The sequence below is a fragment of the Pseudomonas extremorientalis genome, from assembly GCF_024584605.1.
Classification (GTDB): domain Bacteria; phylum Pseudomonadota; class Gammaproteobacteria; order Pseudomonadales; family Pseudomonadaceae; genus Aquipseudomonas; species Aquipseudomonas extremorientalis.
On sequence record NZ_CP089519.1, the window covers coordinates 1,739,600 to 1,753,320 of the forward strand.

14 protein-coding genes are annotated in these 13,721 nt (G+C 61.9%); 9 read left to right on the plus strand and 5 right to left on the minus strand.

The features are described 5' to 3' along the window. Positions 1 to 230: 230 nt before the first annotated feature. From LUU92_RS07740 to LUU92_RS07765, 6 genes are all read left to right on the plus strand, one after another. Entirely contained in the window at positions 231 to 1,601 is a 1,371-nt protein-coding gene (locus tag LUU92_RS07740) for a glutamine synthetase family protein (protein WP_257103377.1), read from the plus strand. Positions 1,602 to 1,702: 101 nt separating this feature from the next. Next, the gene (locus LUU92_RS07745; RefSeq protein ID WP_071488975.1) at positions 1,703 to 2,302 is read left to right on the plus strand and encodes a class I SAM-dependent methyltransferase; all 600 of its coding nucleotides are present in this window, start codon (positions 1,703 to 1,705) and stop codon (positions 2,300 to 2,302) included. Between the two features lie 122 nt (positions 2,303 to 2,424). Continuing rightward, positions 2,425 to 3,558, plus strand: a complete 1,134-nt coding sequence (gene rnd, locus LUU92_RS07750; RefSeq protein ID WP_071488976.1) for a ribonuclease D — start codon at positions 2,425 to 2,427, stop codon at positions 3,556 to 3,558. Then, positions 3,555 to 3,848 (plus strand): YcgL domain-containing protein, encoded by a 294-nt coding sequence (locus LUU92_RS07755; RefSeq protein ID WP_071488977.1) that lies wholly within the window; start codon positions 3,555 to 3,557, stop codon positions 3,846 to 3,848. Before rnd ends, LUU92_RS07755 begins: the two co-directional genes overlap by 4 nt. A gap of 108 nt (positions 3,849 to 3,956) precedes the next feature. Then, positions 3,957 to 4,889 (plus strand): D-2-hydroxyacid dehydrogenase, encoded by a 933-nt coding sequence (locus tag LUU92_RS07760; protein ID WP_071488978.1) that lies wholly within the window; start codon positions 3,957 to 3,959, stop codon positions 4,887 to 4,889. Positions 4,890 to 5,028: 139 nt separating this feature from the next. Beyond that, complete coding sequence (locus LUU92_RS07765) at positions 5,029 to 8,049, plus strand: OspG family effector kinase (protein WP_257103378.1); 3,021 nt, start codon at positions 5,029 to 5,031, stop codon at positions 8,047 to 8,049. Positions 8,050 to 8,089: 40 nt separating this feature from the next. Here the strand turns inward: LUU92_RS07765 and LUU92_RS07770 are convergent, their stop codons facing one another. Further along, entirely contained in the window at positions 8,090 to 8,674 is a 585-nt protein-coding gene (locus LUU92_RS07770) for a nitroreductase family protein (protein WP_071488980.1), read from the minus strand. Positions 8,675 to 8,828: 154 nt separating this feature from the next. Here LUU92_RS07770 and LUU92_RS07775 point away from each other — a divergent pair, with 154 nt between their 5' ends. Together LUU92_RS07775 and LUU92_RS07780 are read left to right on the plus strand one after the other, a co-directional pair. Further along, the gene (locus LUU92_RS07775) at positions 8,829 to 9,278 is read left to right on the plus strand and encodes a YcgN family cysteine cluster protein (protein WP_003172524.1); all 450 of its coding nucleotides are present in this window, start codon (positions 8,829 to 8,831) and stop codon (positions 9,276 to 9,278) included. A 13-nt stretch (positions 9,279 to 9,291) separates the two neighbouring features. Further along, positions 9,292 to 10,512, plus strand: coding sequence for a hypothetical protein (locus LUU92_RS07780; protein WP_257103379.1), 1,221 nt, complete (start codon positions 9,292 to 9,294; stop codon positions 10,510 to 10,512). Here the strand turns inward: LUU92_RS07780 and LUU92_RS07785 are convergent. The 3 genes from LUU92_RS07785 to LUU92_RS07795 form a co-directional block, all read right to left on the minus strand. After that, a complete protein-coding gene (locus LUU92_RS07785; RefSeq protein ID WP_092247328.1) occupies positions 10,509 to 10,859 on the minus strand; it encodes a YgaP family membrane protein in 351 nt (116 codons plus the stop codon). The genes LUU92_RS07780 and LUU92_RS07785 overlap by 4 nt on opposite strands. A gap of 68 nt (positions 10,860 to 10,927) precedes the next feature. After that, a complete protein-coding gene (locus tag LUU92_RS07790; RefSeq protein WP_003189607.1) occupies positions 10,928 to 11,395 on the minus strand; it encodes an RNA methyltransferase in 468 nt (155 codons plus the stop codon). Positions 11,396 to 11,565: 170 nt separating this feature from the next. Continuing rightward, positions 11,566 to 11,940 carry a YajD family HNH nuclease gene (locus LUU92_RS07795; RefSeq protein WP_025858458.1) on the minus strand — a complete coding sequence of 125 codons (375 nt, stop codon included), beginning with the start codon at positions 11,938 to 11,940 and terminating at the stop codon, positions 11,566 to 11,568. 98 nt (positions 11,941 to 12,038) lie between these two features. Between LUU92_RS07795 and LUU92_RS07800 the strand changes: the two genes are divergently transcribed. Further along, positions 12,039 to 12,959 (plus strand): ParB/Srx family N-terminal domain-containing protein, encoded by a 921-nt coding sequence (locus LUU92_RS07800; protein WP_071488983.1) that lies wholly within the window; start codon positions 12,039 to 12,041, stop codon positions 12,957 to 12,959. 4 nt (positions 12,960 to 12,963) lie between these two features. Here the strand turns inward: LUU92_RS07800 and LUU92_RS07805 are convergent, their stop codons facing one another. Next, positions 12,964 to 13,644, minus strand: a complete 681-nt coding sequence (locus tag LUU92_RS07805; protein WP_071488984.1) for a spermidine synthase — start codon at positions 13,642 to 13,644, stop codon at positions 12,964 to 12,966. Positions 13,645 to 13,721 lie beyond the last annotated feature (77 nt).

Below are 13,721 nucleotides of genomic sequence, written 5' to 3' on the forward strand. Positions count from 1 at the left end.
TAATTGCCCTGTGCCGGCGTGTGACGCTGGTAGTTATCTCTTGCACTGTGATCCCCGCATGGACGGCTCCTCCGACACTCACTCCGCGAAACTGCCGTCCGCCCTCGCGTTCTGGGCCCTGTTCCACTGCCGGCACGCCCGCCCACCAGATACCGCATTCCTACGTTGATCCATCCCGTTCGATGGCGTGCACCTGCGCGCCTGCCCGACCCCTACGTATGAGAATGCCCATGAGTGTTTTTGCCTGCCTGCAGGAAGCCCAGTCTTTCCTTGAACAACACCCGGACATCGAGATGTTCGAGCTGTTTATCCTCGACAACAATGGCGTGCCACGCGGCAAGTGGCTGCACCGCGACGAACTGTTGGCGGTGTACGAGAGCGGGCGGCCTTTGCCCAGCACCATCCTCGGCCTGACCATCAACGGCGACGACGTGGAAAACTCCGGGCTGGTCTGGGAGGTGGGCGATATCGACTGCCGCGCCTACCCGATCAGCGGCAGTCTGCAGCGCATGCCGTGGCGGCTGATCCCCACTGCGGCGGTGCAAGTCAGCATGCACCCCACCGAAGGCCTGCCTGCCACCGTGGCCGACCCACGGCACCTGCTGGCCAAGGTGATCGACGGGCTCAAGGCCGACGGTTACTACCCGGTGATGGCGGCCGAGTTGGAGTTCTACCTGCTTGACCAGAAGCCTGACGCCAATGGCCATCCGCAACCGGCACGCGATGTGGACGGCGGGCGACCGCGCTCGACCCAGGTCTATGGCCTGCGCGAACTGGAGCAGATCGAGCCATTCCTGGCCGACCTCTACAGCGCCTGCAAGCTGCAAGGTATTCCGGCGCGCACCGCCATTTCCGAATACGCGCCGGGCCAGGTGGAGATCACCCTGGAACATCGCACCGATGCCCTGCAAGCCATGGACGAAGCGGTGCGCTACAAACGCCTGGTCAAGGGCGTGGCGCATAGACACGGGATGACCGCGTGCTTCATGGCCAAGCCGTTCGACGGTCTGGCTGGCACCGGTATGCACATGCACGTGAGCCTGGCGGACGCCGAGGGCCATAACCTGTTCGCCAGCGAGGCCGCTGATGGCACGCCGCTGTTGCGCCAGGCAGTGGGCGGCATGCTCAGTACCTTGCTCGACTCATTGCTGATGTTCTGTCCCAACGCCAACTCCTACCGGCGTTTCCAGACCAACAGCTACGCGCCGCTGGCCGCCACCTGGGGGGTGGACAACCGCACCGTCAGCCTGCGGGTGCCGGGCGGGCCGGCCAATTCGCGGCATATCGAACACCGTATCTGCGGTGCCGACGCCAATCCCTACCTGGCTGCCGCCGCGATCCTGGCCGGGATCCATCGCGGCATCCGTGAGCAACGTGACCCCGGCGCCCCGGTGGAAGGCAACGGCTATGCCCAGGCCAAGGCGCTGCTGCCCACCGACTGGCTCACCACCCTGCGCGCACTGGAGGCTTCCAGTTGGGCACGGGAAGCGTTTGGCAGTGAGTTCCTTGGCGTGTACCTGGCGGTAAAACGCGCCGAATACCGCCAGTTCATGGGCGAGGTCGGGGAGCAAGACTGGCGGTGGTATTTGCATCAGGCATGATCGATTGGGTGGCAATCACGGTTTCGACCTTTTTTTCACGTTGCGCTGGTTAAGCTGCGAATCAAGGTCGTTCACAGCCGTTTCACCCATATGAGCCCGCGATGTCGCCACACACGCCTTCCTCCATCGAGATTGAATACGCCGAGCGCTGCGGCCGTGAGCACGCCAGGGTCTGCGGCGACACGCGCCCGCCCGGGCTGACGCAGCGCCTGGCGGCCTGGCGCAGTGAGTGGTTGGTGCGTCAGGCCTTGAAAGTTGCGGGTGAGCCGGGCCTGATCCTCGACCTGGCCTGCGGGTCGGGGCGCTTCTGGCCGGTGCTGGCCGAACACGTCAACCGGGTTATCCTGGCGTCGGACAACTCCCAGGACATGCTCGACCACGCGCTTACCCACCATCCGGCGGCATTGCTCAAGCGGGTCAAGACATTCCAGGGGTCGGCGTTTTCCATCGGTTTGTCGGCGAATGCGGTGGACTGCATTTTCTGCCTGGAATTGTTTCGCCATGTGCCCGGCAGTGAAGGGCGCCAGGCGTTGCTGCGCGAGTTTCATCGGGTCAGCCGCGACTCGGTGATTGTCTCTGTGCCTTCTCGTACCAGCGTTGAGGACGAGTTCCGCCAGGCCGGTTTCAAGGTCCTGAGCCATCACGAGTTCATGCCGGGCTCCAACCTGTGGCGGGTCTACGTTCTTCGTAAGAGAGGATAACTCCCGCCTGTCGGACTATTCTTCATCTCCTGTCTGAGTTTTCATGGTCGGCTGTGCACTGCGGATGCTCGCTAGCCCCTTTCGCGATATATACTGCGCGCCATTCTTCAAGGGAGAGCCGTGTGGCCATCGATATTCACTGGATCTGCGACAACGATAGCCTCGGCCAGCATTGCGCCGAATGGCAGCAGTTGCCATTCGTCGCCCTCGACACCGAATTCATGCGGGTCGACACCTTTTACCCCATTGCCGGGCTGATCCAGATCGGTGATGGCGTGCGCGCTTACCTGATCGATCCCCTGACCATCGACAACTGGCAACCCCTGGCTGCGCTGCTGGAGAACCCGGCGGTGATCAAGGTGCTGCATGCCTGCAGCGAAGACCTCGAAGTGTTGCTGCGCCTGACCGGCAGCCTGCCCGCGCCGTTGTTCGACACCCAATTGGCGGCGGCTTACCTGAACCTCGGTTTCTCCATGGGCTACTCGCGCCTGGTGCAAGCCGTGCTGGACATCGAGCTGCCCAAGGGCGAGACCCGTTCGGACTGGCTGCAGCGGCCGTTGTCCGAGACCCAGATCAGCTACGCCGCCGAAGACGCGGTGCATTTGGCTGAGGTCTATACGCGGCTGCGTCCGCAACTGTCCGACGACAAGTACGCCTGGGTCCTGGAAGACGGTGCCGAGCTGGTCGCCAACCTGCGCCGCGAAGTCGACCCGTACGAGGTGTACCGCGACGCCAAGCTGGCGTGGAAACTGTCCCGCGCCCAGCTCGCCGTGCTGCGTGAACTGTGCGCCTGGCGCGAGCAGCAAGCCCGCGCGCGTGACTTGCCGCGCAACCGCATCATTCGCGAACACTCGCTGTGGCCCCTGGCCAAATCCCAGCCGGATAACCTCGCCGCCCTGGGCAAGATCGAAGACATGCACCCGCGTACCGTGCGTCAGGACGGCCAGTTCCTGCTGGACCTGATCAAGCGTGCCGGCAGCGTGCCCATGGACCAATGGCCGCCCGCCGTTGCCGAGCCTTTGCCGGTGGATGCCGCCGCACTGATCAAGCAACTGCGCGCCCTTGGCCAGGCTGAGGCCGAACGCCTGGACATGGCGCCGGAACTGATGCTGCGCAAGAAAACCCTCGAAGCCCTGGTCAAGAGTGGCTACCCCGATGGGCCTTACCAATTGCCAGACTCGCTGCGTGGCTGGCGCCGCGAGTTGATGGGCCAGGCGCTGCTCGACAGCCTGGCCACCGCCGGAGAACAGCCTTGAAACGTATTTGCTCCATCTACCGCAGCTCCAAACGCACCGGTATGTACCTCTATGTGCTCAAGAGCGATGCCCTTGAACGTGTGCCTGAAGCGCTGATCACGATTTTCGGCAAGCCGGCCCACGCGTTTGACCTGGTGCTGACGCCCGAGCGCAAGCTGCAACAGGAAGACATCGTGCAAGTCCTGGAAAACCTCGACAAACAGGGCTACCACCTGCAAATGCCACCGGCCGAGGACGAGTACATCGAACACTTGCCCGAAGAGCTGCTGCGCCGCAACGACCCGATGTGATCGACCGGTGCCCCCATCCGGGGCACTCGCTTCAATGGAATCGTATAAGTGGGCGGTGGCCGTAAGGATGCGGGCGGCCGTCCGTACTGTTTTTGAAAGGTTTTATGCATGCGTGTTCTGATTGCTGAACAGGATCACCCGCTCTACGCCCAATTGCTCGGCGAAGCGGCACCGGACCTTGAAGTGCTGACCAGCGGCGACTCGGCCGAGTTGTCGCGCCTGGCCGCCGATTGCCCGGTATGGCTGGGCCAGCCGGACCTGCTGGCGACGCTGCTGCGCCAGGGCCATCACCCGCAATGGCTGCAATCGACCTGGGCCGGTATCACCCCGCTGCTGGCCGAGGGCCTGCCGCGGGATTATCGACTGACCCGTGCCGTGGGTATCTTTGGCCAGGTCATGGCTGAATTCGTGCTCACCTACATGCTCGGCCACGAGCGCGAAGTACTGGCGCGCCTGGTGAGCCAGGTCGAGCGCAAATGGGACAACCGCATGGGCCAGAGTCTGGCCGGGCGCAAGGCGTTGATTGTCGGCACCGGCGATATCGGCCAGAGTGTTGCCGAGTTTCTCGTGCCGTTTGGCGTGAAACTGTACGGTATCGCCAGTACTGCACGTGAGCAGGCGCCGTTTATCGAGGTGGCCGGGCTCGACCAGTTGGGTCGTCTGGTGGGCGAGGTGGACTACGTGATCAACCTGCTGCCCAACACGCCGAGCACCCACGACCTGTACGACGCGTCGCTGTTCAAGCAATTCAAGCCGACCGGGCTGTTTATCAACGTCGGACGCGGGGTGGCGGTGGTGGATGCCGACCTGGTCGAAGCCTTGAAGGAAGGGCACCTGGCCGGTGCGGTGATCGATGTGTGCCGCCAGGAGCCGTTGCCGCAGCGTCATCCGTTCTGGACCGCCTGGGGGCTGTTGCTGACCGGGCACAGTTCCGCGCCGACCTCGCCGGAATTGATGGTGGAACTGTTTGTGCAAAACCTGCGGGCGTACCAGGCCAAGAACGCATTGCGTGGGGAAGTGGATTTCGACCGCGGTTACTGATCACGCTTCACCGTCCCGCTGGAACCGTTTTGCCAGGTTCCAGCACCAAGAGTGACTTCTTGGCCACGGACAGCTGAACATCATGACCGCTATCGACGCTGCTCACCGCGTTTCTGCCCCGCTTGTTCAAGCGGGCAATGTGAATACTCCCCTCCCGGCCGTCACCGGTCCAAGTGAAACAGCTGCGGCCGCACCGGCACCTGCTCCCGTACTGGGTAATTTCGGCGGAGCGCTCTCCTGGCCGGTTCCGCTGACTGAATCGCAGCGGCAAGCCATCCTCGACCTGATGCCGGACAGTCGCATAGGCGTGCTGGGGGATTTGCTCAGCGGTAGCGCGGTGACCAACACCGACTTGAAAACCCTGGCACTTGCCCTGCAAAAACTGCTGGCTTCGCCCAAAGCTCAGGCACTGAAGCAGGTCATCCAGAGTGAACTCGGCGGTTTGCCGACAGACGCGAGCAACCAGGATTACGTGATCGCCGCTCTCCAGCTAGGGCTGGATCCGCTGAACTCGATCCACGGATTTATCCAGGGGCAAAGCGGCTACCGGGGGCAGCCAGCTTCAGTGGTGATCGAAGGCGTGGGTGCCCATCTGGTCGAACAAGGACGGGCAACGCCTCAAACCGCGACATTTGCGGCGCGCTTGCTCCTTGCCTTGAGGGCTCCCGAGTTTCTGGTCAAGGGCATCCCCGCCAATGTGACTTACGGCAGCCTCATCTGGGTGCAACTGGCGATGGCGGTCGCCAGGGTCGAAGCCGATTCGCCTGGGGCCACGCGCACTATGAGTTATACCGAAGTCCTGGCGAAGGCCGGACAGACCGGTTCTGACCGTTTGGATAGCCAGCATGTGCAGCGTAAGGCGTTGACCGACTGGGCAGTGGCCAGTGGCGTGCTCGATGGCTCATCGACGTTGACCGACAGTGACCTGGAACGCGCGCGCATCGCCTACAACAGCCAATTGAGCACGCTGATGAAAGCCAGCGCCGCCGTGCAGACCGAGATTCCCAGTCGCCGGGCGATGGCCCTGGCCCGACTCCAGGAATGCTTCCCCGGTGTGGACCCGAGTGTGTTCGAGATCCGTGATATCCAGAAAGCCTGGCTGAGGCCGGGACGTCCTGGGCTCTTTCCGGGCATGCATTCCATGCTCGATATCGTGATGGAGGGTGCGCCGCTGGGCCACGAAGAGCATTGGATCTCCAAGAATCCCCGCATCCCGGTCAAACGGTTCTGCCACCTGTATGAAGGCGGTACCTTCAAGGTGGCCGAGGATTTCAAGCGCCAGTATGACCTGGCTATCCAAGACCATGAAGACGGGCACAAGGGCCTGGCCAGTTACCTCGTTTCCACCTTGCCGCAGGAAGACAGGAACAACTTCAAGCACGGCAAGCTCGAGTTCTTCCATACCAACGAATACACCATGACCATGGATTTCCTTACCCCGCTGGCCCTCAAGACGCGCGGGCATACCCTGCATGTCAAGACAACGCGGGGTGGGGAGGTCAACGTCTATGAGATTGATACGCGCAGCGGCACGATACAAAAACAGAATTACTTGAGGGGGCGCTATACAGAGCCTTACACCGCCAGGAACATGGAGTCCAGGACCGCGAACGTCGTCAGTAAAACCGTGCTCTTTGACACCTTGAGTCCGGCACAAGGGACCAGTGGCAGCCGATTCGATGCCATCGGCGAAGTGTTCGCCAGGTCCCTGGACTTGAAAAACGAAGACGTGTTGGCGTATGCCAGAGGTGTCACCTCCTACGATGAAAACCGCGCCACCAACCAGGCTGTCGGGGAGTTCTTCTTGAACCTGATCCCGTTCAGGTCGGCCATCGTCAACTTCATCAAGGGTAACTATGGTGAGGGAGCCTTTGATCTGGCGCTGGATGTGGTCGGTCTGTTGACCTTGGGGGCCGGCAAGGCCGCGCAGGCCGGCAAAGCCTTTTCCAAGGGGGTGACCAGCATTCGCGGACTGTCGAAAGCGCTGCGTTTTGTTGGCCTGACAGCCATTGAAACCTTTAACCCGGCGGCGGGGCTTGGGGATCTGGTGGTGGGAAGCGGCTGGCTGTTGTACAAGGGCGGCCGCCTGGGATTACGGGGCCTCAATAAGCTTACGGGGCGCAGCGCAAGCTATGACGTGCTGAAGGCCGCGAGCCAACAGCATGGCGTGGCCGCCACCGGGACATTCAAGGTGGCCAGCCAGACAGTGGAAGGCGGCGCGGTGCTCAAGGACGGCAAGTGGTATAGCTTTGATGCGGACCGGATGCAGGCCTATGGCAGCCCGCTGGAAGACTTCGCCGCCAAAGCGCGCGCTGTGGACGGTGCTATTGCCACCGTTGAAGTTGCGCCTGGCCGTGAGCTGAGCAACACGCTGTTTCGCGAGTACAGGGTGTCTGAATCCAACCTTGCCGGGCGCACGCGCAATAGCCAGGGCGTGTATAGGGCGGCGGATGGGCACACCGCGCATATCCGGCATATCGACAGCAGTGGCCAGGCGGCGGTCTATGAAGTGCGTGAAGTCACCCGCACGCCTGAAGGCGTGGTCCAGGCGCGCATCTACAGTGCCAATCGGCAGACCCCGCTGCTGGTGCAGCATGTGCAGGGCGACCAGTGGATGCGCTTGGGGGCAAGGGGTGGGAACCCGCCCAGCGTTGCATCAGACCTGGGGCGGATGATGGGCGGGGGCTCCGAGAGCCGTCTTTATGAAAGTCTCGACGGCATTCATGTCTATAAGGAAACCCGGGAGCCGGGTCATGTAAAAGTGCCTGATTACTTCGAGCGGCAAGCGGCTTGCCTGAATGAGTATCACGGCGAAGGGTTTGCCATGACGCTGTTCGAAAACGGCCGCGGCTATATAAAAATGAAAAAGATCAACGGAGTCGCGCTGGATGCCATTGCGCCGCGCAGTTTGCCGAAAAAAGCACAGCAGGCACTCGATCAGATGTTGGCGGACCTGCAGAAGAAAGAGATGTTTCCCAACGATGTGCAGTTGTCCAACTTCATGTATTCGGCGAAGGAAAACAAAGTCTACCCGGTGGATTTCGACTTTCCGCCCAAGGATGTCCTGCACTTTGATGAGTCGACGTTTGCGATACACCGGGATGACTTCCTGCGTGACGCCGACAAGCTCAGGGCGCAGTTCCGTCAGCTGATCGCGTAGATCGCACAACTGCCCCCTCGGGGGCAGTGTTCACCGGGCGCTACAGGCTGAAGTCACCTTCGGACACCAACTCGCTCAGTGGCTTGCGTGGGCTTGGCGCTTCACGGCTTTGCAGGTACTCGGGCAAAGTCGATTTGTCCCCCAGCTTGCCAACCGCCACGGCGGCATGCAGCGCATAGCCCTCCGGGATCTTCAGCTCTTTGCGGGTCAGTTCCTGATCGAAGCCGGCCATGCCGTGGGTGTGCCAACCGCTGAGGCTGGCCTGCAGCGCCAGGTGGCCCCAGGCGGAACCGGTGTCGAAGGTGTGCCACAGCGCCGGGGTTTCCTCCGTGGCGCCGGGGGCGGTGAAGTCGGTTTTCGAGGCGATGATCACCAGGGCCGACGCATGTTGCGCCCAGCCACGGTTGAATTCATTCAGCAAACCCAGGAAGCGCTCCCAGTCCGGCGTGTCGCGGCGCGCATAGAGAAAACGCCAGGGTTGCGAGTTGTAGGCGGAAGGGGCCCAGCGTGCGGCTTCGAAGAAGCTCAGCAGGGTTTCCTTGGAGATGCTCTCGCCGGTGAAGGCGCGAGGCGACCAGCGGTCGGTGAACTGGGTGTGGATCGGATAGTCGGCAACACGTGTCATGGAGCAGTTCCTGATCGTCAATTCGGCCCTCAAAGCTACTGCGCAGCCACTAGACTGACAAGTGTTGTAACACCGCCAGTCGTAAGCGCTTGGATCCCGCAGCCGTGGGCACTAGACTGGCGGCCTTTTCACCTACCGATACTGATGTAGAGCCATGGCCGCCAAAGTCGAACCTTTCTGGATACGCAAAACCCTCGAACACCTCGACCAGGAGGAGTGGGAGTCGTTGTGCGACGGCTGTGGCCTGTGCTGCCTGCAAAAGCTTGAAGATGAAGACGACAACAGCGTCTATTACACGCGTATCGCCTGCAAACTGCTCGATCTCAAGACCTGCCAGTGCACCGACTACCCCAACCGTCGTGCATCGGTGCCCGATTGCATCCAGCTCACCCCGGGCCAGGCCGACCAGTTCAAATGGCTGCCACCCACCTGCGGTTACCGCCTGGTCAGCGAGCGCAAGGACTTGCCGTTGTGGCACCACTTGGTGTGCGGCGACCGTGATGCCGTGCACCATGAACGCATTTCCCAGTCCGGGCGCATGCTCAGCGAAGGCAGCGTGCCCGAGGACGACTGGGAGGATTACCTGATTTTCCGCGCGGGCTGAAAGGGGAGTGTGTATGAGGGTGCGAACCAAGCTGGCGGCGAGCCTGGTGTTGTTGGTACTGAGTCAGCCTGGATGGTGCGCGAAAAAAGTCGACCTGGATTATCACGTCAAACTGCTGCCCCAGAGCGATCAGGCCGAGGTACGCCTGAGCCTGTCCCAGGGCTCGGCGGTGCGCAGCCTGAACTTCGATCTGGGTCGCGACGGCGACTACAGCGACTTCAAGGCCGACGGCCAGTGGAGCGTCAAGGAACACCGTGGCCTGTGGCAACCCAGCGCCGACAAGGCCAGCCTGACCTACCGCGTGCGCCTCACCCACGCGCGCAAGCCGGGTATCTATGAAGCGCGGATGACACCAGGCTGGGCGCTGTTTCGCGGCGATGACCTGGTGCCGACGGCGCGGCTCGACCAGCAGGACGGCGTCGAGTTGGTCTCGCGCCTGGTGTTTGAACTGCCGGCCGGCTGGAAAAGCGTCGAAACCGCCTGGCCCCGAATCGGCAAGAACAAGTTCCGCATCGACAATGTGTCGCGCCTGTTCGACCGGCCCACCGGCTGGATGCTTGCCGGCAACCTTGGCAGTCGTCGCGTACGCCTGGGCGAAACCGACGTCACCGTGGCTTCGCCCAAGGGCCAGGCCATGCGCCGTATGGATGTGCTGACGTTGCTGACCTTCGTCTGGCCGCAGGTGGAAACGGCGTTCCCGCGTCACCCGGCCAAGCTGCTGGTGGTCGGCGCCAGCGACCCGATGCGTCGTGGTGCGTTTTCGGCGCATGACTCGATCTACCTCAACAGCCGCACGCCGCTGGTCAGCGAAAACGGCGGCAGCCCGCTGATTCGTGAAGTGGTGCAGGCGGTAGGGCGTTTCAACGATCACGACACCAGTGATTGGATCAGCGAGGGCTTGGGCGAGTATTACGCCATCGAGCTGCTGCGCCGCGCCGGCGGCATCACCGATGAGCGTTACCAGGCGATACAGGCGCGCTTGGCGAAGGAAGGCAAGGACGTGACCAGCCTGCGTGGCGAGCACGTCAGCGGCGCGACAGTGTCACGGGCGGTGGTGGTGCTGCAGGAGCTGGATCGCGAGATCCGCGTGAAGACTCATAACAAGCGGTCGCTGGATGACCTGACGCAAGCGGTGATGCGGGCCAGCCGCATCACCACGGCGGAGTTTGTGCAGTTGGCTGAAAGCATCATCGGCGAGTCGTCGGTGGTGCTGGACAGTAAGCTGCTACGTTAGACGCTGGTTTTGGTGGCCTTCTCGGCCGCCACTTCGGCCTTGGTCTTCAAGTTCTTCAACTCTGCGCCGGCGCGCTCGATCTTCGTACGCACGCTGTTCATTTCCTGGCGGCCCTGCTCCAGCTTGTCCTTGAGCGAACTGTGCCCGGTGAAACCACGGGCCAGCGCCACGCCGCCAATCGCCACCTGGATCAGGCCGAAAATCCCGCCCCGGCGCAGGCCTTTGCCCACCATCATCACACCACCGGCCACCGAGCCGATGCGCTCCCAACCGTGCACGTTCTGCCTTGGCTGAGTCTCGAAGGGGGTGTGTTCGATGATAGGTCGCAAGGTTTTGCTGTCGCTCATGATCTGTCTCCAACAAGGGCTATTGATAATTAGCTGACTGCCCGCAGACGCCGGATGTTCCCGAAATATCAGTACTTGGGGCCTGAACGGGTGTTGTTGCCCTTGGCCAGGCGGTCGTAAAGGACCACGTTGACCGTGGCGGCGAGGTTCATGCAACCGGTGGTCGGGATGTAGACCACATCTTCGCACCAGTCGCGGATCTCTTTATCCAGCGAGCCGTCTTCGGGGCCGAAAATGTACAGCGCACGGTCGGGGTGGGTGTACTCAGGCAGCGGGCGGGCGCCTTCCACCAGCTCCACGGCGACGGGGATGCAACCCAGGGGCAGGATCTTTTTCAGGTCATCGATGCCGATCAGCGGAATGTCGTGATGGACCTTCTTGGTGTCGGTGATGAAGTCCCGGGCGCGCTCGTAGCGCACGCCGGTGTAGAACACCGAGGCCACGCCGTAGCAACCGGCGGCGCGCATGACCGAGCCGACGTTTTCGGGGGATTTGGGGTTGTACAGACCGATGCAGCTGTAGCGTTTATTGCCCACGGGGAAGGGTGCCTTGGAGAAAAACGGCGATTATACGGCCTTGGGGGGATGTGTTGCTTGGACGATCGCCATCGGGGGCACGCCCCCTCCCACACTAGGCCTGCGTACGCCGGTCAGAATGTGGGAGGGGGCTTGCCCCCGATGAGGCCGGTGCTAACAACAATGGACTATCAGTCGTCTTTCTTCATCAACCCCGCCAACGCCGCAAACGGGTTATGCGTGGCCTTGGCAATCGTCGGGCTGCTGGTGGAGCCTTCGCCGAAGTACTGCTGGTCGGTGTAGCGCGAGTGTTCGTTGTCGTGGCAGTACAGGCACAGCAATTCCCAGTTGGAACCGTCCTGGGGATTGTCATCATGATTGTGGTTGCGGTGGTGTACCGTCAGTTCGCTCAGGCGTTTGCCCGAGAACTCACGGGCGCAGCGGCCGCACACGTGGGGGTACATCTTCAACGCTTTGTCGCGGTAGCCCATTTCCCGATCGCGCTGGGCATCGGCAAGGATGCGGTCCAGCTTGGCGGTGTGGGAGGGCGGGTTGGTCGAGCTCATCATGGCTCCTGGCTATTTGGTGGTTCACGGATAGGGTTGATTCTAGCCGCTCGCGACGTAAATAACCGCTTCACTTTGCTCATAAGGATCTGAAACTCATGCGTCTGCATTCATGGACTGTTGCACTGTTGTTGTGTGGGGCAGTTGCCCACGCCCAAGCGTTCTCCACGCCAAAACCCGGACAAGTGATCGAGGTGGCCCTCGAACAACTGCACCCGACCCAGGCCGTGGTGGGCTTCGACCAGATTTACTACAGCCTGGGGCTGTTTGCGGACAAACCCGCCAAGGTCTTCGATGAATACTGCGAGACCAACGGCCAGGGCGAAGCCGACAAGGTGCCCAAGGGCGCGGACTTGCACCAGCCGTCGAGTTTTACCTGCCAGGACCCGGTCGGCACCCATCCCGACGACATGAAAACCGTGGTAGTCGGCCCCGGCGGCCAGTTGTACCTGACCGATGGTCACCATAGCTTCACCACCTTGTGGGAAGTCCCTGGTGGCGGCCCTCGCTTGAACATGTGGGTCAAGGTCACGGATGACTTCAGCAACAGCCCGGACATGAAGAGCTTCTGGCTGCGCATGCAAGCGGCGCGCAAGGTCTGGCTCAAGGACAACCAGGGCCAGACCCTGCCGCCCGAGCAGTTGCCGGCACATCTGGGTTTCAAGAACCTGCAGGACGACACGTTCCGCAGCCTGGTGTATTTCACCCGCAAGGCCGCCTATGGCAAACCTGAGGCTGGCGAGGTCGCACCGGAGTTCCTGGAGTTCTACTGGGGCAATTGGCTGCGCACTCAAATTGACTTGGGCAAGTACAACCTGAACAAGAAGGGCGGTTACAAGGACGCCATCGAAGCCGTCGCCAAGCGCATGGTCAGCCTGGCGCCCGGCTCACAGGTCGGCGACAGCGGTTTTACCGCCCATCAACTGGGCGGCATGACCAGGCTCGACCGTAACGAACTGGAAAAGACCTTCGACAAAAAAGTGCCGTACGTGATCGATTACCGCAATTCCCTGCGCTAGCCGATCACACCTTCTGTGCAATCCAGATGGTGTGCCGCGTGCCCTTGTTGCCATGGGCAAACACCTGGACTTCCTCGGCCTTGAAACCGGCCTTGCGCAGTTTGTCGCTGAACAGCTTGTCGGCGCTCGCCGACCACACGGCCAGCACGCCCTTGGGGCGCAGGGCCTTGGCGCAGGCGGCCAGGCCACCGGCGGAGTAAAGCCAGCTGTTGGCCTTTTGCGTAAGGCCTTCGGGGCCGTTGTCCACGTCCAGCATGATCGCGTCAAAACCCTGGGGCTCGGCCTGCAGCACCTTGGCGACATCCTCCAGGCGGATCACCGTGCGTGGGTCCAGCAGCGGCCGGCCGGATTTTTCTCCCAGCGGCCCACGGTTCCATTCCACGACTCCCGGCACCAGTTCTGCCACGACCACCTCGGCGGTCTTGCCCAGGTGTTTGAGCGCCGAAGCCAGGGTGAACCCCATGCCCAGGCCACCGATCAGCACCCGCGAATCCGGACGCCCGGCAACTTTGCGGCAGGGAATTTCCGCCAGCGCATCTTCGGAACCGTGCATGCGCGTGTTCATCAATTGGCCGCCGTCACCGCCCTGGATCTTGATGACAAAATCTTCACCGTATTCGAACAGGCACAAGGCACCGCCGTTGTCGGGGATCGGGGTGGTGTCGAGCAGAACGAAACGTTTCATGGAAATCTCATTGGGAAGGGCATTCTTGCGCGGTTGGGAGTAGCCTTGTGACATTCCGGTCAGGCCATGGAGCCATC

What these genes read in the sequence shown, in the direction of transcription:
- LUU92_RS07780 (WP_257103379.1), top strand. Translation starts at nt 9,292, where the DNA reads ATGAGGGTGCGAACCAAGCTGGCGGCGAGCCTGGTGTTGTTGGTACTG.
- LUU92_RS07775 (WP_003172524.1), top strand. Translation starts at nt 8,829, where the DNA reads ATGGCCGCCAAAGTCGAACCTTTCTGGATACGCAAAACCCTCGAACAC.
- LUU92_RS07795 (WP_025858458.1), bottom strand. Translation starts at nt 11,940, where the DNA reads ATGAGCTCGACCAACCCGCCCTCCCACACCGCCAAGCTGGACCGCATC.
- LUU92_RS07745 (WP_071488975.1), top strand. Translation starts at nt 1,703, where the DNA reads ATGTCGCCACACACGCCTTCCTCCATCGAGATTGAATACGCCGAGCGC.
- LUU92_RS07805 (WP_071488984.1), bottom strand. Translation starts at nt 13,644, where the DNA reads ATGAAACGTTTCGTTCTGCTCGACACCACCCCGATCCCCGACAACGGC.
- LUU92_RS07770 (WP_071488980.1), bottom strand. Translation starts at nt 8,674, where the DNA reads ATGACACGTGTTGCCGACTATCCGATCCACACCCAGTTCACCGACCGC.
- LUU92_RS07800 (WP_071488983.1), top strand. Translation starts at nt 12,039, where the DNA reads ATGCGTCTGCATTCATGGACTGTTGCACTGTTGTTGTGTGGGGCAGTT.
- LUU92_RS07760 (WP_071488978.1), top strand. Translation starts at nt 3,957, where the DNA reads ATGCGTGTTCTGATTGCTGAACAGGATCACCCGCTCTACGCCCAATTG.
- LUU92_RS07740 (WP_257103377.1), top strand. Translation starts at nt 231, where the DNA reads ATGAGTGTTTTTGCCTGCCTGCAGGAAGCCCAGTCTTTCCTTGAACAA.
- LUU92_RS07785 (WP_092247328.1), bottom strand. Translation starts at nt 10,859, where the DNA reads ATGAGCGACAGCAAAACCTTGCGACCTATCATCGAACACACCCCCTTC.